The 20,465-nt window shown below is 35.2% G+C and carries 11 protein-coding genes; 10 read left to right on the forward strand and 1 reads right to left on the reverse strand.

Annotation, left to right across the window (positions count from 1 at the left end; genetic code table 11):
• From AC4FQX_RS13385 to AC4FQX_RS13400, 4 genes are all read left to right on the forward strand, one after another.
• On the forward strand, window positions 1–2,867 hold a 2,867-nt coding region (locus tag AC4FQX_RS13385; RefSeq protein ID WP_491168214.1), incomplete at its 5' end, for a leucine-rich repeat domain-containing protein.
• Between the two features lie 5 nt (window positions 2,868–2,872).
• Window positions 2,873–3,589, forward strand: coding sequence for a LolA3 family protein (locus tag AC4FQX_RS13390; RefSeq protein ID WP_491168215.1), 717 nt, complete (start codon window positions 2,873–2,875; stop codon window positions 3,587–3,589).
• A gap of 10 nt (window positions 3,590–3,599) precedes the next feature.
• Window positions 3,600–14,240 (forward strand): thrombospondin type 3 repeat-containing protein, encoded by a 10,641-nt coding sequence (locus tag AC4FQX_RS13395; RefSeq protein WP_491168216.1) that lies wholly within the window; start codon window positions 3,600–3,602, stop codon window positions 14,238–14,240.
• Window positions 14,231–15,058 carry a toxin-antitoxin system YwqK family antitoxin gene (locus AC4FQX_RS13400; protein ID WP_491168217.1) on the forward strand — a complete coding sequence of 276 codons (828 nt, stop codon included), beginning with the start codon at window positions 14,231–14,233 and terminating at the stop codon, window positions 15,056–15,058. The genes AC4FQX_RS13395 and AC4FQX_RS13400 overlap by 10 nt, the downstream gene beginning before the upstream one ends.
• Window positions 15,059–15,426: 368 nt before the next feature.
• On the opposite strand, the gene AC4FQX_RS13405 is transcribed toward AC4FQX_RS13400, so the two are convergent.
• Window positions 15,427–15,774: a helix-turn-helix domain-containing protein gene (locus tag AC4FQX_RS13405; protein WP_491168218.1), complete on the reverse strand. Its 348-nt coding sequence runs from the start codon at window positions 15,772–15,774 to the stop codon at window positions 15,427–15,429.
• Window positions 15,775–15,963: 189 nt separating this feature from the next.
• Here AC4FQX_RS13405 and AC4FQX_RS13410 point away from each other — a divergent pair, with 189 nt between their 5' ends.
• The 6 genes from AC4FQX_RS13410 to AC4FQX_RS13435 all read left to right on the forward strand — a co-directional run bounded on the left by AC4FQX_RS13410 (window position 15,964) and on the right by AC4FQX_RS13435 (window position 20,319).
• Window positions 15,964–16,245, forward strand: coding sequence for a SymE family type I addiction module toxin (locus AC4FQX_RS13410; RefSeq protein WP_491168219.1), 282 nt, complete (start codon window positions 15,964–15,966; stop codon window positions 16,243–16,245).
• 32 nt (window positions 16,246–16,277) lie between these two features.
• Complete coding sequence (locus AC4FQX_RS13415; RefSeq protein ID WP_491168220.1) at window positions 16,278–17,873, forward strand: MTBMA_p00010-related P-loop-containing protein; 1,596 nt, start codon at window positions 16,278–16,280, stop codon at window positions 17,871–17,873.
• Between the two features lie 62 nt (window positions 17,874–17,935).
• Window positions 17,936–18,970 (forward strand): tyrosine-type recombinase/integrase, encoded by a 1,035-nt coding sequence (locus AC4FQX_RS13420; RefSeq protein WP_491168221.1) that lies wholly within the window; start codon window positions 17,936–17,938, stop codon window positions 18,968–18,970.
• Window positions 18,870–19,748, forward strand: coding sequence for a tyrosine-type recombinase/integrase (locus tag AC4FQX_RS13425; RefSeq protein ID WP_491168222.1), 879 nt, complete (start codon window positions 18,870–18,872; stop codon window positions 19,746–19,748). Before AC4FQX_RS13420 ends, AC4FQX_RS13425 begins: the two co-directional genes overlap by 101 nt.
• 53 nt (window positions 19,749–19,801) lie before the next feature.
• The gene (locus tag AC4FQX_RS13430; RefSeq protein ID WP_491168223.1) at window positions 19,802–20,020 is read left to right on the forward strand and encodes a hypothetical protein; all 219 of its coding nucleotides are present in this window, start codon (window positions 19,802–19,804) and stop codon (window positions 20,018–20,020) included.
• Complete coding sequence (locus AC4FQX_RS13435) at window positions 20,014–20,319, forward strand: type II toxin-antitoxin system RelE/ParE family toxin (RefSeq protein ID WP_491168224.1); 306 nt, start codon at window positions 20,014–20,016, stop codon at window positions 20,317–20,319. Before AC4FQX_RS13430 ends, AC4FQX_RS13435 begins: the two co-directional genes overlap by 7 nt.
• Window positions 20,320–20,465: the final 146 nt, after the last annotated feature.

The raw sequence follows: 20,465 nt of genomic DNA on the forward strand, positions 1-20,465 counted from the left end.
TAGGAACTATTCCTCTGGAAATAGGACAGCTTTTGCAACTTCAAACTTTAGATTTAAGTCATAATCTTTTAATAGGAGCTATCCCTTCGGAAATAGGGCAGCTTTTGCAACTTCGAAGTTTATTATTACAAAGTAATCGTTTAACGGGTACAATTCCTCTGGAAATGGGTAATTTAACAAATCTTCAATCTTTAATAATTGATGACAATTCAATTTTAGGATCATTACCAGCTGTTTTAGGGAATTTATCTCAACTCCATTCGCTTTGGGTAAGTAACAATAAATTTATAGGAGAAGTTCCTTCCAGTTTCCAATCTTTAACGAAATTAGAGAGTTTACATTTGCAGAATAATAGTTTAAGTAAAGCAATTCCTGATCTAAGTAATTTATCTCAATTAAGAGGGCTTAATATAGCTAACAACAATTTTCGTTTTTCTGATTTTCAAAATCAGTATTCATTTTATAATAATTACAGCATGTTTTATTATACCCCCCAAGCTAAAACGGATACAGAAAAAACAGTTACTCAGGATTCTGGAAAAAGTATTGTATTAAGTATGTTTGAGGATAATCGTTTTACTACAGAAGAAACCTATCAGTGGTATAAAAATGGACAAGTAGTTGTAGGAGCCATTAATCGAGAATATACAATCCCTAATTTAAAAGTTTCAGATACAGGAGATTATTATTGTATTGCTAAACACCCTTTGATAACAGATTCTTCCAATCAATATAAAAATCTAATATTAACCCGAAATACTATTCATCTTAATGTGATGGATTGCGTTGTCCTTAATGGAGAAATTCAATCCAAATCGGAAGTATTTTGTGATAATAAAGAAGCTGTTTTTACCTTTAATACAACGACCGCTAATCTAAGTTATAGTTGGTCTGCTATAGATACAGCTTCAAAAGAAGTAATACAGACCGATTCTTCCGATAAGTATAGCGTTGTTTTTTCAAAAGCAGGTAAGTATACTATAGAGGTAGTCGTGACAGATGTTGTAGGTTGTATTACTGTCTTTACAAAAGAAATTACAGTGACTTCCTGTAAGTCTGAAGAATACTGTATAAATAAAGAAATTGAGTTTTCATTTGATACGAATTCCACTGATTTAACCTATAACTGGTCCAGTATCAATGCTTCCGGAGTTGAAGTAAATAGTGTAACTAACATTACAGGAATATATAATTTTATTCCAAATGTACCGGGAATCTACGAAATAAAACTGATTACTTCCGATACTAATGGCTGTCAAAGTATGTTTTCTGAAAAAATCACAGTAAATTCCTGTGAAGTTGAATACTGTGTGGGTAAGAAAATTAATTTTTCATTTGAAACGGCTTCGGAAAATGTAACCTATAGTTGGTCTGCTATCAATGCAGTCGGAGTAGAAGTAAATGGTGTAACGAATACTACAGCAATGTATACTTTTACTCCCGATGAACCGGGTATTTATAAAATAAAACTGGTCACTTCTGATGCTAATGGCTGTCAAAGTATATTTTCTGAAAAAATTACTGCTCAGGTTTGTGAACCGTTTTGTGTTTCTCACATTGCTATTGTGGTAGATGAATCAGGCTCTATAAATCCGGACGAAGCAAGAAAAATAAAAAAACAATTAAAAAGATACATTCAGCAACAGGCAAACGATAATGATAAATTAGATTCCAATATCTATGTTTCACTGATAGGAATGTCCGATGGAGATAATAATACCAGAACAGACCATGTTCAGATGGTTAAAGTAACTAATGATCCGGCTGTTTTAAGACAATTCAATAACTGGATTGATCAGTACGGCACCCGTTACGGAGAACCGGGAATAAGTGCTTCTTCAGATTATTGGAAAAGTGGATTAGACGTTGCACTGAACTCAGAAATGAAGCCCAATATTGTGCTGATGATTACGGACGGTTGTCAAACCCACGATGTTTTCAAATTAAGAGACGAAACCATGTCTCGATTTAATAACTCAAAAAGTAAACTGGACACAAGTCCGGATAAACCCCATTTATACGTTGTAGGAATTGAAAATGGATTTTATGTAGACAGTAATACAATAAACAGTCGTGCACTGGCTCGTAATGAAAATCCTAATTATGCTCCGAGAGTAGCTGAAATTCCAAATGAATCAAGAGTTGTCCCTGTTCTCAGAACCTCATTAAAATTCTTACTGAGTTATCCTGAAACCGAATTTCCACAGTCAAGTATCGATGATTTCCGTAGTAGTGATTATTTCGGTTATGAAAATTTTGATGCACTGGGAACTCTGGAAAACGGAACTTTTTTCGCAGATAAACTAAAACTGGGACAATATGCCTGCGGGGATCCGGCAGATAAAGATTATTGTTCAGACTGTCTTTCTTTTCAGCCTGTACCGGGTAAAGAATACAAGTTAAGTGCATGGGTAAAAGAAGAATCTTTTATTCAGGTAAAAACCTATGAAAATGCAATTATAAACGTGAATTTTTATAATAATGTTATAACAAGCGATTTCTATAAAATAGGAACAATAAGTCTAACTGCCGGAGGTGATATTATTGACGGATGGCAAAGAATTTCGAGTACAATTCTGATTCCTGAAAACACTAAAACGATTAGTGTTGAGCTTGAAAACAAGAGTAGTGGAATTCCCGCTTATTTTGATGATATAAGAATACACCCGGTTGATGGAAGTATGAAAACCTTTGTTTATGATTCCGAGACTTTTAAACTAATGTCAGAACTGGACGAAAACAATTATTCCACTTTCTATGAATATGACAATGAAGGCGGACTGGTCAGAATAAAAAAAGAAACCGCCAAAGGAGTAAAAACCATTCAGGAAACCCGTTCAGGAAATAGTATTAATACACAAGAGTAACAATTATGTTTTATAAAACACTGCTGTTTACCTGTCTTTTAGTAATAGGTACAACAGGATATGGTCAGACCGTAAAAGAAGTTTTTCAGCAAATGGGAAAACAGTATACCGCTGCAGAACCGTTGCAATACAATTCTAGTTATACTTTATATAAAAGTGCCGATTCTCAAAAAATAGAAGAAGCCTATAAAGGACTTTTTTGTAAAAATGCCGCCAATGAAGTCTATATGAAAATTGACAATACAGAAATACTGAATACAAAATCAATCAATTTAAAGATCAGTCATTCTGAGAAAGCGATTCAGATAGGAGATCCGATTCGAAACTATTTTGGAGAATTTGATATGCAGTCTTTACTCGATCTGTGTGAAATAGGGTCTTTTAAAGATCTTAAAACGTATTGGGAAATTACTTTATTGGCAAAAAATTATTCCGGTCTTCCGTATTCAAAAATTGTGGTGCAGATATCAAAAAAGTATTTCTTACAGAAATCCGTTTTTTATTATAGCACAGCCGTTAATTTTTCTAAAGATTATCGTGCCCCACAGCCCCATTATCCCCGATTAGAAGTCAGTAATACCAACTTTAGTAGAAAAGCAGTTCCTGCTTCACTTTTTATAATCGGTTCCTATCTGGCTTTATCTGGTAAAAACAAGTATACAGTAGCAGCACAGTTGAAGCATTATGAAGTTATTGATCAAAGAACAAGTTCCAATAAATAAAATCCGATATATGTATAATAATAAATATTTAACCGCATTTGTATTTACCCTTTTTTCTCTGCTGACTTTCGGACAGCAGGAAATCTATTTTGGGGATAAAAAAGTTGGAAATCAGTTAGAAGGTCAGCCAACTTTACATATTACCGATTCAAAGTTTGCTGATTTAAAAAAGCAGAATATTTTTACCTCTGTAAATCCCGATGTATCCATTCATTTTGGATTTGAAGAAGATAAAAACAATATAGAAGAATATCAAAAAGTATATTTCTGTGAGGTCGTTCTGCAAATAACGTCCTATGGTATTACGAATACTATTCAGAAATCGTATATAAATAAGGCAGGGAAAGAAGTTTTGTATCCTGATCCGTATCAGGTTACTTTAAAGATCAGACATGATAATATGACCAAAGGACTTCAGCTGGATGATTATGCAGTATATCATCTTCCCGGAATTCATAAAGCAACGGTAAAAGTAGAATCGATTACCTATTATAATACTGCCAATGCAGTAATAAATATAAGTAATTCATCTGTTTATTTAGCTTTGAAGTTCAGTACAGATCGTTATTACAATATGCAACCGAGCAGTACACAGTTTAGTTCCGTTCTTCCTTTAAAGCATCAGTTTATAAAATATGTAGGATTACAGGAAGTTCCCGTTAATGCTGTAAGTGATGGTGCCGATGAAATTCTGATTACATGGAATAAAGATAAAGTAGCACCTGCCGTAGAATATGAACTGGAATGGATTTGGGTAGATAACTTTGCCGCAGACGGAGGTACAGTAATGAAAAATGGAATTCCGTTAACCGAGCAGGATTTCAGATTTAACAGTACCCGAATACAAACTAAAAATTTAGATTACAGAATCCCTGTTGTGTATTCTAAAGGCTATCTGGTTTACAGAGTACGACCTGTAGGGCGATTCTTGGACGATGTTTCTAAAAATTATTATGGAATCTGGTCTTCAGGCTTATCCGGTTCCTTTCAATCCGTTAGTGACTGGCCACATGTTGCCGAGATCGATCAGAATCATGAATCAGGAAAGAAAAACTGGCAGTATCAGTCTTCTTTTGCCGAAGAAGGCAAGAAAAAAGAAGTAGTAAGTTATTTTGACGGTTCCTTACGAAATCGTCAGACGGTTACCAAAATCAACTCCAATAATAAAGCAGTTGTAGGTGAGGTTATTTATGACAATCAGGGTAGAGCAGCCGTTGAAGTACTGCCGGTTCCCGTAGAATCGTCAGCAGTACATTTTTATCCCGATCTGAATAAGGATCCAAAAGGCACTTCCGTTTATACCCACAATGATTTTGACTGGGAAACCGCAACAAGTAAAGATTGCGCACCCACTCCCGTTTCACAAATGGCAAATGTATCAGGAGCAAGTAAATATTATTCCGCTAACAATGCCGTACAGAATAATCATCAGGATCTGGTTCCCGATGCCGGTTTACTTCCTTTTTCTCAAATAGAATATACCCCAGATAATACAGGACGTATTAAAAGAAAAGGAGGCGTAGGAGCTCAACATCAGATCGGAAGCGGACACGAAATGCGATATTTTTACGGACAACCCAAACAAGAAGAGCTAAACCGACTCTTTGGTTATAAAGTAGGAGATTATTCGCTTTACAAAAAAAATACCGTTATTGATCCGAATAACCAGATTAGTGTCAGTTATTTAGATCCACAGGGTCGTACCGTTGCTACGGCGCTTGCCGGAGATAAACAAGGCAATTTAATTGCGTTAGAAGATGAAACGAATACCGCTTTACATCAAATGACGATAACCGATTTATTGTCTAATAACACAAAATATGCTTCCGGAAAAAATGATGTTATTCAGGATGGTATTAAATTAAACACGACTATTTCTGTCGTAAAAGAAGGAAAAATCAATTTCAATTACGGTTTACACAAAGCAACGGGTAGTTTTACCGATAATTGTCTGAATGGAAAACACTATCCTTTTGTGTATGACTGGTCTATTAGTCTGACCAATGATTGTGCTGATGAAGTATTGTTCGGGACAAATGCCGATGCAGCCCTGTCTTCTAAAATAGGTACATTCAGTCTGAATTCATATGCTCCCGTTGTTTTAGCTGTTCCTGAAAAAATATTTGAAGCAAAAGAGAATTCCTCCGGTGCTTTTCTAAGCGTAGGTTCCTATTATTTGAACAAAGATATTCAGATAGATGCAGACGCTTTAAACCAATATGCAGACGATTATATTGCAGCATTAAAAAAGAATCTTTCCTGTCAACCCGATCTGACTGAGTTTGATGCCGTTATTCAGTCCATAGACTGTAACGTTACCTGCAGAAGCTGTGAAGAAGCTTTAGTAACTTCCAACTTAGAAAGTGCATCTGACAGACAAGCCTATAGTTCTAAATTTTCTATCGATGTAAACAGTCTTGGACAGCCAACGAACAGAGAGCCATATATTTTTACTGCCGAAGAACGATATGCTAACAGCAGTATTGCTAATCTGTCGGATTTTGCTACCCTGAACACTATAGAAAAAACCCGATACAAACAACAATTTAAAGCAGAGTTCAGAGCATTACTTGCCGGTTGCAGAGAATTATGTGAACAACCCGCAAATCTTTGTACGATTAATGAAGAAACCTTACTGGCAGATGTCAGTCCAAATGGGCAATATGGTTCCATAGCCGATTTGGGAAGAGAGGAAGAAACAGCAGATTCAGACGTTCTAAGTGTTTTTGATGACAGTAATCAGTTGTTGTTCGGAGGATATAAGCAAGTAGAAGAAATTGATCCGGATACAGGTAACCCTGAGTTGGTTAAAATTTCTAAATTTACCTGGAGAAACCCCGCTGACGGTTCCTATAAAGAAGAAGACGGAACCGTTTCAAAAGTCCGAATCAGACAAGTTGATGAAAATAACTATATTCCGGCTTTGCGTCACCAAGAAAGTAATGAACCCGGTTTTTCGATCCTAGCCGATCCTTCAAGTGATGATCCGAATATGTTTTTAGTAGAACCGAAATATTTGGATAATGTAGCTGATTTTCTGGAATTTTGGCAACCAAGTTGGGCAAAATCATTATTGCCATATCATCCGGAATATCAGTACTATGTATACAATACCGCTATTTGTGGAAAAACCAATGGAAAAGGAGAAAACTCAGATGGTTTTGATGAAAAATTAAGAAACCACGAGTATTATGATACGGAGACCAATACTGTTTTAGATCACAGTATTTTTCAGTCCGGCGGAAAAATAGCACAGTTGCTAAACCTTCAGAATACAGAAGACCCTTTTTATTCATCAGCTTATGACACTGCTCCATACGCTATTGAAACTACAGCAGAATATAATCTGCGTAAGAGCCTTATGAAAGAAGCACTGGAAGTGAACTTTGACGGATTGAATTTTACCAATTCCGGAGGTGTAGTAGTAAAGTTGAATATGCTTCAGGCAGCGTACTTTTTTGCTGCTTTTTCAAACGGACTTACCCCTCCGTCTGCTTATCAAGAATTAGTAAGTCAGAGCAACAGCGCTTTGTTAAATCATATTAACGCAATTACCGATCCGCATCTGAAACAAAGAATATGGACGAATTTTAAAAGTTATTATATCGGTTTAAAAGAAAAAACCCGTACTGTTTTCGGACATATTTATGTTACTAAAAAACAAGGGTATAATGATTGTATCGGTAACTCGGAAAACACCGATTCCTATGCTACAATATTTAAAAAATATACAGTAGCAACCCCTAATAATTATGACGCAGTAGTGAGTCTGATTACCAATGCTCAGGAAACACCTGTTGTTATTCCGAGTGGAGCAGATGGTCTGGATCCGGTATGTTCTGAGGCGACTGCTTCCTTGTATAAAAATAAAGAAAAACGTTTCATACCCGCAGATTATGGTTCCGATTCGGGATTAAGTGATGCCGAAATTCTTGCTGACGCCAAAGCCAAAGCTGATGTGAACCTGTTCCTTGAAACCGGAAAATGTCCTCTGGCATTCGATATAGAAGCACTTTTAAAAGGATTAACAGATTCTACGATACAACCGAATGGTTTGTTAATCAATACCTTTGCATATAGTATGCCGTATTTAACTGCCGGTATATTCAATGCACAGGTAAACCCTGAGTTTGATATGAACACCGCTTCAGAAGCACCAAAAATCGTAGGACAAGTGAACGGTACTGCTTTAAATATTGATTTTACAGTACGAGGAAATAGCATTGCAACACCCATTACATTACAGTTTACAGATATTGCTTCCAATTATAAAAACCCATGCGGTACTGGCGTAGCCGCTCCAAAATGGGAAGACATTGTTAGCTTCAAAAACTTTTATTATATACCCGGTTCCTATAATCAAGTTGATAAAACCTTTAAATTTAGAATTTTAGCGACCATACTAAGAAAAGGAACAACAACCTGTACTACTCCCGAAGAAGTACTCGTAGAAGGAACAACCAAAGCAGCTATTGGAGAATGTCATCTTACAGGAGGTTCAGGAGTAGGCGAAACCATTGCTTTTGCCGACGATCAGTGTAATAAAAAAGAATCTTTTGGTTCCGCTTTAAATACTTTAGTACGTCATTTGCAGGCAAACAGTACTTTAACCACCAGTCAGGATATTACAAATAACACGGTGTTTAAAAGCGGTTATTTACCTTTCTATTTTGGTATTGCTTCCGGTGATGTCGCAAAATGGAATTATGAAGAGCTTTCCGGCGAAAGGCATTTTTCCATAACCGTTAATGATGTTCCCCGAATGAAAATAAATGCCGGAACAACAGGAAGAAATATCGGTACAATCAGAAATCTGTTTATAGCAGGATTACAACCCGATAATAAAAGTAATACGATTCGGGTAAGAACCAGAAAAGATTTACATACTCAAACGAATAGTTGGACGATTCAATCCGGAAAAGACAGACCACTTTATTTTAGCTGTTGTATGCCTTGTGGAGAATGGGATCATAATGGGGATGGTTATGGTGATCTTTGTGATTCAATAGAACCAGAGAAAGTTATTTCCTGTGAACCGTTTGCGAATGATGAAGAATTATTTGAAAAGGGGCTAAAAGATATTTTAAATCATTTTTTACTTCCTGAAAATCATCAAATGCATCCTTGGGGATGGGGATCTAAAATATCTATCGGGAGATATGAAGACCCTAATTATCAATACGATTATACATCTAAAAATCCATTTGTTACTGCTTTTTTAGAGCAATCTAAAATCAGACAACGATGGAATAATATTTTAGATCGCGGTAATGTAAATTTTGTAGCTCGAGCTGTATTTGATGAATATTATGTACATGTTGCAGACAATTCCATTGAGTTATATTTTAATAATTTCCCTTATGTAAGTTATGGGAGTTTTGATAATCCAACTGATGATACTTATCCTGGAATGATCAAAATTCAGCTTAATTTGAATAATATGGAGTATATTAATTCGATTGATATAAAATCAAGTCCAGATCCAGAATTTAGTTTGATAGATATTAATTATACAGATATACAGGGCAATACTATAAATTCAACGAACGGTGTGTTCTATAATGCTGTTTGGTATTTCAAAAATGGAACCACTTGGTACGGTATGCCATATAATTTGTGTGATTTTTTTAATGAAAGAGAGCTATTTCCTCAATCAAGAAAAGTAAAAAGAGCATTGAATATAAATAACTCTTCTTATAAAATTACGATGGATGAAAATGGAGTTATTACAGAAAATTTTAACCCGGCTAGAATAGCTAGATTAGGAGCTCGATCCGGTTTATTACGATCAGGAGCTTCAACTTGTAATGCTATCTGTATTCCGCCAACAGTAGCTCCGGTAGTTTGTGGCGATAAATGGAATCAATATAAAACCGCTTTAAAAGCTCAGGTGCCGGATTATGATCTTCCTGCTAATTTAGCCACGGATGGAAACTATTTTTGTGAGGCTAATTTTGGGTATATCAGTGTAGATTATATTTTATACTTAACCAAACTGAATATAAGAACCTTCAAAAATCCGCTGTTTATTACCATTGCAGAGTTTGGTGCAACCCAATTAAAGTATGGTAATATGACTACTCCCGTTGTTATTGATGCGTATTATAGTTATATAGAAAAACAAAAAACAAATGTCGTTCAGGAAACACAGAACTGGAATCAGTTTGCAGACGAATATGTAGTGAATAATAATATCTGTTCTCCCGCAACCATGGTACCTTCCTTTAGTATGGAAGTTCCAGTAGATCCGAGAACACCCTGTGAGATTTATAATAACGCAATAAGAGAAGTAAACAAACAACAACTTACAGAAGCTTTCTATACTGCTAAAGAAGAAGCGTTCAGACAAAACTATCTGAAAGCGGCTTTAGAAGGAGTAAACGAAACGTTAACACAAACATCTGCCGATAAAGAATATCAGTATACATTGTATTATTACGATCAGGCAGGTAATTTAATTCAGACCGTTCCGCCCGAAGGAGTTAACAGATTATTGCCTAATTCAGACAGCAGTATTAACACCGTTAGAAATACCAATCCCGAGAATGAATTAAATACAGTTAATAATGTATCTGTTGCTCCTGCTCATACCATGCAGACACAATACCGTTATAATTCATTAAATCAGCTCGTATGGCAACAAACTCCAGATGGTGGAGAAACCCGTTTTGCGTATGACGCATTAGGACGAATTGTGGCAAGCCAGAACACCGTTCAAAAAGCCCAATCAAAGCTGAGCTATACCCGTTATGACGGTCTGGGCAGAATTACCGAAGCAGGACAGTTTGAAACCAAAACAGGAGTAGCCGTAGAGATCAATGAAACCGGAAGACTGGTTTATAAAGGAACCTCTGCCCTTGTTTCCGTAGATGCCAACCCCGTTAAAGGTAATTATCCATATGCGATCGCAACAGCAACAGAACAGGTTACAAAAACCGTATATGACGTTCCCGTAAAAGATACCGAAAAATGGTTTACCGCCTATGCTGCAGATAATACCCATAAAAGAGTTACCGCCGTTTTATACTATAGTAATCTTACCGATCAAAAACCGGTTACCGGTTATGATAATGGAATCTTTTATGATTATGATGTTCACGGTAATGTAAAAGAACTAGTACAGCATATCAATAACAATCCCGAGCTGACTAAATTAGACGCTGCCGTTAAAAAAATAGTGTATGAATACGATTTGATCAGCGGAAATGTAAAACAGGTAACCTATCAGCCCGATAACAAAAAAGAACAGTTTATTCATCGCTATGAATATGACGCAGATAACCGAATCCAACAGGTATATACCAGTAAAGATGCCATTATCTGGGAAAAAGATGCTCATTATTTCTATTACGATCACGGTCCGTTGGCACGTGTCGAAATAGGAGATAAACAAGTACAAGGACTTGATTATATGTATACCCTTCAGGGCTGGTTAAAGGGAGTGAACTCCGAAAGATTAGGAAGAGAATATGATCCCGGTAACGATGGATTAAGCGTGGCTCAGGATGCTATTGGCTTTGCTTTAAACTATTACAAAGGAGATTATCAGTCCCGATTTAACACGAAAGACAATTCTATTTTTAGTTTTAGTAAGAATGGTTTAGAAGGTAATGTTGATTTGTATAACGGGAATATTAAAGAAATGGTAACCTCATTGTTAGATAACAATCAAAAACCAATTCCGGCACAATTCAATTATTACCAGTATGATCAGCTGAACAGAATAAAAGAAATGACCTCTAAGTCGATTAGCTACAGTCAATATTTAAGAACCGGTATGCCTATAGACAGCTATCATTCTAATTACAGTTATGACAGAAACGGGAACTTAACCAAACTGAATCGTTGGGCACCTTTAGCAACAGGAGCCATTACCCTTATGGATCAGTTAAGCTATAATTATACCGCCGGTACCAATAAACTGCGACATGTAAATGATGCCGTTGCCAATGGTGTGTTTACCAATGGTGCACCGAATGATACCTCGCTTGATATTGACAATCAGACTGCCGATAATTACGGATACGATTCCATTGGTCAGTTAATTACAGACAAACAAGAAGGACTAAAAATTGACTGGCGTGTAGACGGAAAAGTACAATCCGTTACCAAAAATAACGGAACCGTTATTGATTTTGAATATGACGGTTTAGGAAACCGAATTGCCAAAACTGTAACCACCGGAACCAATGCTGTCACGACCTATTATCAGCGTGATGCACAGGGGAATGTACTGAGCACCTATGAAATGGTCAAAAACGGAACGCAGACCGCCTATTATCTTGTTGAACAAAACATTTACGGCAGTAGCCGACTGGGTGTTGAAAAAGGCAGAAAACAAATTACAGCCGATGCTGTTCCCGAAGCATTTGCTTTAAGAAGTACACGTAGTACACCTACAGTAATGCCGTTGTCTCAGCCTGTAACACGTGGCGGAGGAGACGCTCTGTATGGTCTGGAGTTTGCAACAACGGCTGACGGTACTTCATGGACAGAGTTGCCTGAAAATGCAATTAATCTATTTGATAATTCGACTCCAAAAACACAGGCAGTAACTTTCAATGCCCATCTTAAAATCGATCCGAATACTGTAGATAATGGTCTAGTAGCGGCTTTACACGGAACTTCTAATGAAGGTAAATCATGGCCCGGAACGGACTCTCATTCCTATTTAAGTTCGGTATTCTTATCAGTTAAGAAAGTACAGGACGGTTATATTCCGGTAGTTTCATTAGTAAGGTACCAGAGAAATTATACACGTTACAGAAATAATTCAGGCAGAACACGATATCGTTTCAGAAGTTATAGACACAGGACTGATTATGAGATTATTTCTCCCGCTATCCCGGAGAACGAATGGGATATACAAGCAGAAATCAAATTGAGTAACTCTTCCGGTAATTATAAGGTAACGATTACCTTAAATGGAAACGTATATGCTACTACTGTTCACCCAAGTCAGGAATATGAAGGATTACAAGAAAAAAATATGACAATAGGTAGTGAAAAGCTTTATATCACATTACCTAAAAATTCAATAGGAGCTACAGCCATTACCTATCATCCACGTGAAATTAAAACATACGATGCACTAAAAAGTGAAATCTGTGATTTTAGTTATACTGTTAATAACGGTCAGGACAGAGAAGATATTCTAACCAATACCTTTACCTTTGATGAAGGAAAGGGCAGTATTGCAACTTCCACTACAGGACATAGTATGACATTAGGTAATGTTGCTTTTTCAAAAACCTATTGTGGTTCCAAAGACAACGATAAAGATGGCGATGGCGTAATAGATGCGCTGGATAACTGTCCGAATGTATTTAATCCGAAACAAGAAGACCAAGATGGAGATGGAGTAGGAGATGCCTGTGACAACTGTATAGCTACTCCAAATCCCGATCAGTTAGATACCGATGGAGATGGAGTAGGAGATGTATGTGATAATTGCAAATTAATTGCTAACTTTGACCAGATTGATACCGATGAAGACGGTATCGGTGATGTATGTGATAATTGTAGGTTGGTTTACAACCCGTTACAAGAAGACAGCAATAATAATGGTATTGGAGATGCTTGTGAAGGCTTAGATCAGGGAGAAGGCGAAGAAGCAACACCGGGTCAGCCGCAATTGTCGTATCGTTTTGTAGGAGATAAACAATATGAGTTATCCAATCATTTAGGAAATGTACTTTCTGTAATTACAGATCGTAAGTTGTTTAGTACATATAAAATTTTTAGTCCGGACGTTCTTAGTTATTCAGAATATTTTCCTTTTGGTATGTTAGTTCCGAATCGCCATGTATCTAGTAATGAGTATCGTTATGGGTTTGGTGGACATGAAAAAGATGATGCAATTAAGGGTGAGGGTAACAGTTATGACTTCGGTGGATATGGTTTAGATGTTCGTTTAGGAAGAAGATGGCAAACCGATCCATTAGCATCACAAGCACCAAGCTGGTCACCGTATCGTATATTCTTTAATAACCCTACTTATTTTATTGATCCTACGGGAATGTTTGAAGATCCTCCAGTTAAAAAAGGATGGATTGAGAAAATGAAAGATTATTATGCCAATCAAAGGAGTAAGATAAGAAGAGATATGATTCGAAATAAATCTATTTTAGATAATGGATGGAGAATGAAAAATCAAGGCGGTTTTGTTATGCATGGTGGTGGACGTAGTTCTTCAGGAGATCAATCTCTGCTTGCTAAGTCCAAAGCTAGTGGTAGTGCGTATTGGGTTGATGCAAGTGGATTAGTACAAGCAGGAAGTTTCGCAACTTCACAAGGAGACGGGATCGGAGGTACTTCGAGAATGAAATTAGCTTTATCTGTTCAGATAGTATATAATGGAATAGCAGTAGGACAAAGGATGCAGGAAGAATTTGGTATGAAACCTATAGAAACTTCTGCTAATAGCACTTTAGGCTCTGTTATGGATATAACTCCTAGAATAAAAGTAAAAGTTCAGGATGATTTTATATATACAGATATGATGGGAGCAGGTTATTATTTTGAACGAACAGGTCAAAGAGATAAAGAAGTAGAAATTCCAAATAATCAGAAATCAATTGATAGTGTAAAACAAGTTTATGAAGAGAAGAGAGTTAATAATCTGAAAAAAGTAAATGATCAATGGAAATAAATGAAAGATTCATAATACTCATAGTTGTATTTATGGTATTTGGTTGTCATAAAAAAGAAGAAACTTATTATAATAATGGAAATGTTAAATCTTCTTTTTTTTTAAATTCGGATGAGAAAAAAGAAGGAGAAGAAAAGATATTTTATGAATCAGGAGAATTAATGAGTTTAGCAGAATATTCAAATGGGATATTGAAAGATTCTATTGTGAAATATAATAAAGATGGAACTAAAAACTCTATTTTAAAAAAGATTAATGATAGTGTTTATTGTAAAAATTACGAAAACAATAAATTAGTTAATGAAGGAAATATTGATCAAAAGCATAGACCAGTTGGATGGTGGTATTTTTATAAAAACGATAAAATATATTCAAAGAATCAAAATGTTATTGTAGAAGGTCAAAGTATACTGAATCAACAAAAGAATTTCAATAGTGATGGTATCTTAGATGTAAATACGAGTAAATATTATTCTTTAGTATTGCCAAATGAAATAAAAACAAACCAACAATACTTGTTTAAAATCAATTTTCAATTTAATGAAACAAATGAGGGGAAAAATTTATTAGGTGAAAACTATTATTATTTATTTATCTCACCGAAATTAGATAAAGATTTTTCTAATTTTAATAAGATTGTATTTGATACAATTGTTAATAAAAACAAGGATGAATTTACTTTTAGATATGGTTTTAGACAATCAGGGAAAAAAGAAATAATAGGAGTAATCGAAAAACATACTTTAGTTGAAAAGAATAATAAATTAGTAATAAAGAAGAGTCAAATGTTTATTAATCAAGTTGTTGAAGTAAAGTAATAAAAGTCGATAGCACGGAAATGCAATCTGTTCCCGCAACGAAGATTGATTAACAAATATTATATAATACTCAAAGAGCCCGCTAAATTTTATTAGCGGGCTCTTTAGTTATATATGGTAATGATTTTATTTATAGTGATCCTGTATTTTTAGCAAAAAAATCTTTTAAATCTACTTTTGTGTAGATTTTATTGTTTTTATATTTATCAACTAATAAATAGACAAAAACTTTTCAACAATTAATTAAAAAAGCTGGATCGTGTGGAAATGTTTTTCGTGCCCGTAGTGAAGAACCACAAACAAAGATTATAAATACGCAAAGAGCCCGCTAAATTTAGCGAGCTCTTTTGTTGTATATGGTAATGATTTTATTTATTAAGTTGTTGTTTTAGATCACTTTTCAGAATAAAAGCGTCAAGTAGTTCCTTAATCGTTTTCTTTTGGTTTTCAGGTAGTTTTTGTGTTTTATTAAAGAGATTAAGTAGTTCATTATCGGTAATGATAGTATCTGCTTTATTCTGTCCGTATACTAACTGATCTAAAGATATATTTAAAGCTGTAGCCATTTTATCAGCAATCTCAAGTGAAGGAATCGAAATTCCTCTTTCATATTTAGAAAGATTAGTGACATGTACACCAATTTTGGTTGCAAATACTTCCTGTGAAAAGCCTTTCTCCATTCTTAAATTCTTTAAATTTTTATCAAAATCTACCATAGTTAAAAAGCTTTATTATGTGAGTGTATATGCGTTATAGCTTTGCAAATATAGAAAAACAAAATCGTTTTAGCTAAGAGAGAGAATAATGTACAGTAAAAAGAATTTGTTTATTAAAATCAAAAACGCTAAGTTTGTAATCGAAAACGATTAGTTAAAAAGATAAAAATAATTTTAATACACAGCAAGATGAAGACTTCTAAAAACAAAGAACGCTTAACCAGCTACGAGACTAAACAAGTAACTATTCATTATAAAAACCTTCGAGGGAATGAACAGCGTGTCCCTTGGATTAATTTGTCTGGAATTTGGTTAGAGGATTTAGGTTTTACCGTTGGCGAAAAAGTGAATATCATTATTCGAGAACACTTATTAATCATTGAATTGCCTGTGGGGAAAGATAAAGAGTGTTTAGACTATAAAACGGCGCTTTACGAAGTGAAAAAGCAACTTAAAAAATTAACCAAATAAAGTGTTATTTCAAATAAAAAAGTAAACGAACCATGCCAAACACACTAAACACCCAAAATCCGAATCATTATCATTTTGACACAAAATACCTTGCTATAAGCATCCTTGGCGGAATACGGCTTACTAATTTCGAAGCATTGCGGGTAACGTTAGGACTTCAAAAAAAGGGAACTTCTACGATTTTAAGACAAAATGTAGACTTATACAATGATACTGCCGTAGAAAAGTTAACCCGAAAAATAGCCGAACGACTCGAAATAGGTACAAGCATCGTGAGACAGGCATTAGATGAACTGGCTACCGCATTAGAAAATTACAGATTGGAATATCAGGAAGAAAGCATTAAAAATCAGACCCCCCAATCTAAAATCCTTACTGAAAAAGAAATCACACAAGCCCAAGCTTTTTTAGAAGATAAAAATCTAATCAGTAATACCCAAGAATTAATCGGTAAATCAGGCGTAATCGGCGAAGAAATCAACCGTTTATTAATGTATTTAATCTTTACCAGTAGAAAAACCAATAACCCTTTACACTGTATCAGTTTAGGAAGTTCAGGAGCAGGCAAAACCCATTTACAAAGCAAAGTCGCCGAGCTTATCCCCGAAGAAGACAAAATCGAAATGACCGTTTTAAGCGCCAATGCCTTTTATTATTTTAACCGCACCGAATTGCGCAGAAAGTTAATCTTAATCGAAGACCTAGACGGCGCAGAAAGCGTATTGTATCCCTTACGAGAATTACAAAGCAAAAAGAAAATTACCAAAACCGTAGTTCATAAAGACCGAAACGGCACTACCAAAACCATTCATTTAATCGTAGAAGGTCCCGTAAGCGTCAGCGGTTGCACCACCCAAGAAACTATTTACGAAGACAATTCCAATCGAAGTTTCTTACTCTATATAGACGAAAGTCAAGCCCAAGACGAAAAGATTATGCAGTATCAACGCAAAGCCTCCGCAGGCACGATCAACCAACAAGAAGAACACAATAATCAACAACTTCTCCAAAACACCCAGCGTTTATTAAAAACAGTAACCGTAAAAAACCCTTATGCCGAATATTTAAACCTTCCCCAAAGTGTATTTAAACCTAGACGAACCAACGCCCATTATCTGCAATTTATCGAAGTGATTACCTTTTACAAACAATATCAAAAAGAACACAAAACCGACCAAGAAACAGGCGAGCAGTATATAGAAACCAATATTGAAGACATCAAAGAAGCCAACGAATTGATACAAGAAGTATTACTTAGAAAAAGTGACAGCATCACAGGAGCTTGTCGCGATTATTTTGAAATGCTGAAAACGTATTTACAAACCCAACAACAAACCACATTTACCGCCTTAGAAATCAGAAGAAAATTAAGAATAACCAAAACCACCCAGTGGCGTTATCATCAGCAATTACTCGATAGTGATTATATGCAAAAAACAAAAAGAAAAGATCAAACCATAACCCAGTATCAAATCAAAAACCATACAGAATACAAGGAATTAGAAGACCAAATCAATGAAGCATTAAAAGAATGTATCACACAAATAGCCGTTCCATCGTTCCAGCCCGTTCCTGTTTGTTCCATCCCCAAAACAAAATCTACAAACAAAACAAAATCAATTGATTAGATACTTAAAAACAACCAAACCCGCCGAAAACCAAAAACAGGCACAGAATAAAAAAAACAACCATGAAACACCTAATCCTTACCAACCAAAGTTATATTGAAATACTAAAAAGTTATAGCCGATGGCTCGATATATTAGGATTTTCCCCAACCACCGTTTACAATTTACCCGTTCATTTAAAAGAGTTTTTTCATTATCTCGAAACCATCAATATTAACACCATTAACGACATCCATACCCAACATATTACCGATTATTATACCTATTTAAAAGAACGACCCAATCAAAGAAGAACAGGAGGACTAAGTCACAGTTATCTCAACAAACACCAACAAGCCTTATTTAAGTTCAAAGAGTATTTACAAGCCCATAATCACAAAGGCATCAATATCCATTTAAAACGAGAAAAACAAACCCATCGAGACAGCCTTAATCTGCTTACCCAAGATGAAATCAAAGCATTATTTAAAGCCACAAAGTACAGCAGTCCAGACGAAAAATTACAACATCGAGACAAAGTGATCTTGGTATTATTATACAGTTGCGGACTACGCAGAAATGAAGCCATTCATATAGAAATCAAAGACATACTATTCGATAGAGAACGCATTCACGTAAGAAAAGGTAAGAATTACAAAGAACGTTTTGTACCGATCAATCCGTATAATTTAAAAATCATAGAAGAATACTTATATGATTATCGTCCACGATTTAGTAAGCACAAACAAAGTGAAGCCGTGTTAACCAGTGACCAAGGCAAGCCCCTGAGTGGATTAAGTTTATGCAACCGATTAAAAAAAATAGTAGCCGTATCCAATAACGAAATACTCCAGGAGAAGCACATCACCCCTCATATTTTACGCCACAGTATTGCGACCCATTTACTCGAAAAAGGCGCAGATTTAGAAACAATCAGTCAGTTTTTAGGACATACCTCCCTAGAAAGCACTCAGATTTATATCCATTTATTAGAAGACCAAGCCCAATTGACCAACGATGAAGCATTACATAACCTACTTAGAGAAAAAAGAGTACAGCATCAAATCTATCCCAACATACCAAAGAGAACGACAACACTTCGATTTATGGACGAATAATTACGGCACAACACCAAGCCAGATTGATTACAAAACGTTTTTACATTATATTGATTCTTTAAAGAAAACCCGAATAAGTCCCCGAACCTTACAAGGCTGTATCGGAAAACTAAAAATATATTTCAACTACTTACAAGAAGAAAATTATAGATCTGATAATCCGATAGAAAATATCAACATCAAAGGCATTCCCAAAACCGTTTTAAATAACCTTTTAGAATCCGACGAACTAGAAGATTTGTATTATTCTTACGAAGTAAACCACCAAAATTTATCCCAAAAGCGCAATAAGATCATTATTGGTTTATTAGTCTATCAAGGCTTACAAACCACCGAATTACAACATTTAAACGAAGAACATATAGAATTATATAAAGGTAAAATTCATATTCCTAGAACCAAGAAAAGTAATGGCAGAACCTTAGAACTCAAACCGTGGCAATTAATGGATTTTATAGAATATATGAATCAAATCCGCCCCGAATTACTTCGAAAGACCAAGCAAAACACCGATCAGTTATTTATCTCATTGGGTGGTAGTTTATCATTACATCAAGTAATAAGAAAGATCAACCAAGCACTAAAAAAGCTCAATCACAGTTATCAAAATGGCAACCAAATCCGAAGCAGTGTGATTGTAAATTGGCTCAAACAGTATAATTTACGCAGAGTACAATATTTGGCAGGACATCGTTATATCAGTTCCACCGAACGTTACAAACAAGACGATTTAGAAAACTTGCATGAAATGATCAATACATTTCATCCGATAAAATAAAAAAGTTGGAACAGAATTTGTACCTTTGTAGAACACTTAAAAAGGCTATTACTATGGACTTAGCAACAAGAAAATATAATTTTATACAAAGATTGTTTGAAATAGATGAAAATTTATTTGATAAGCTAGAGCAGTTTTTAGATTCAAAAAACAGCTCGAAATCAATAAGTTTAGAACAATACAATATTGAGTTAAATCAAGCAAACTTAAGGATTGAAAACGGAGATTTTTATTCAAGTGAAGAAGTGGATAAAATTGCAAGTGAATGGTAGAGAATAGAATTTTAGTTTGGGATAAAATTGCATTAGACCATTTAAAAGAAGTATATGATTTCCTAAAAACAGAGCGCAATTTAAGCTATGCAAACAGAATAAAAGACACCGTTTTAAAGACTTCAAAAAAATTAGTAGATAATCCTTATGCTTACGAGCAAGATAGATTTAAATTTGATAATGATGGGAGTTTTAGAGCTTTTGAAAAATTTAAATATAGAGTAGCTTACAAAATTACCGAAAAGCAGATTAGAATTATACGAGTTAGGCATACAAGTAGAGAACCAATTGAATATTAAACCGTTCGAAAAAAACGGTTTTTTTATGCTTAAAAATCAAGTTCAAAAAACTCAACAGGGGTGCAATCCATCGGTCTCTCTCCAGTCGTTCCCTTAGTTTCATTCGTCGCTATCAGTCGGTCGTACCTTCCTCCGTTTTCGCTCCT

The sequence above is a fragment of the Flavobacterium sp. AK-301 genome (assembly GCF_058310215.1).

What these genes read in the sequence shown, in the direction of transcription:
- AC4FQX_RS13425 (WP_491168222.1), top strand. Translation starts at nt 18,870, where the DNA reads ATGAAGCATTACATAACCTACTTAGAGAAAAAAGAGTACAGCATCAAA.
- AC4FQX_RS13430 (WP_491168223.1), top strand. Translation starts at nt 19,802, where the DNA reads ATGGACTTAGCAACAAGAAAATATAATTTTATACAAAGATTGTTTGAA.
- AC4FQX_RS13435 (WP_491168224.1), top strand. Translation starts at nt 20,014, where the DNA reads ATGGTAGAGAATAGAATTTTAGTTTGGGATAAAATTGCATTAGACCAT.
- AC4FQX_RS13390 (WP_491168215.1), top strand. Translation starts at nt 2,873, where the DNA reads ATGTTTTATAAAACACTGCTGTTTACCTGTCTTTTAGTAATAGGTACA.
- AC4FQX_RS13400 (WP_491168217.1), top strand. Translation starts at nt 14,231, where the DNA reads ATGGAAATAAATGAAAGATTCATAATACTCATAGTTGTATTTATGGTA.
- AC4FQX_RS13415 (WP_491168220.1), top strand. Translation starts at nt 16,278, where the DNA reads ATGCCAAACACACTAAACACCCAAAATCCGAATCATTATCATTTTGAC.
- AC4FQX_RS13410 (WP_491168219.1), top strand. Translation starts at nt 15,964, where the DNA reads ATGAAGACTTCTAAAAACAAAGAACGCTTAACCAGCTACGAGACTAAA.
- AC4FQX_RS13420 (WP_491168221.1), top strand. Translation starts at nt 17,936, where the DNA reads ATGAAACACCTAATCCTTACCAACCAAAGTTATATTGAAATACTAAAA.
- AC4FQX_RS13405 (WP_491168218.1), bottom strand. Translation starts at nt 15,774, where the DNA reads ATGGTAGATTTTGATAAAAATTTAAAGAATTTAAGAATGGAGAAAGGC.
- AC4FQX_RS13395 (WP_491168216.1), top strand. Translation starts at nt 3,600, where the DNA reads ATGTATAATAATAAATATTTAACCGCATTTGTATTTACCCTTTTTTCT.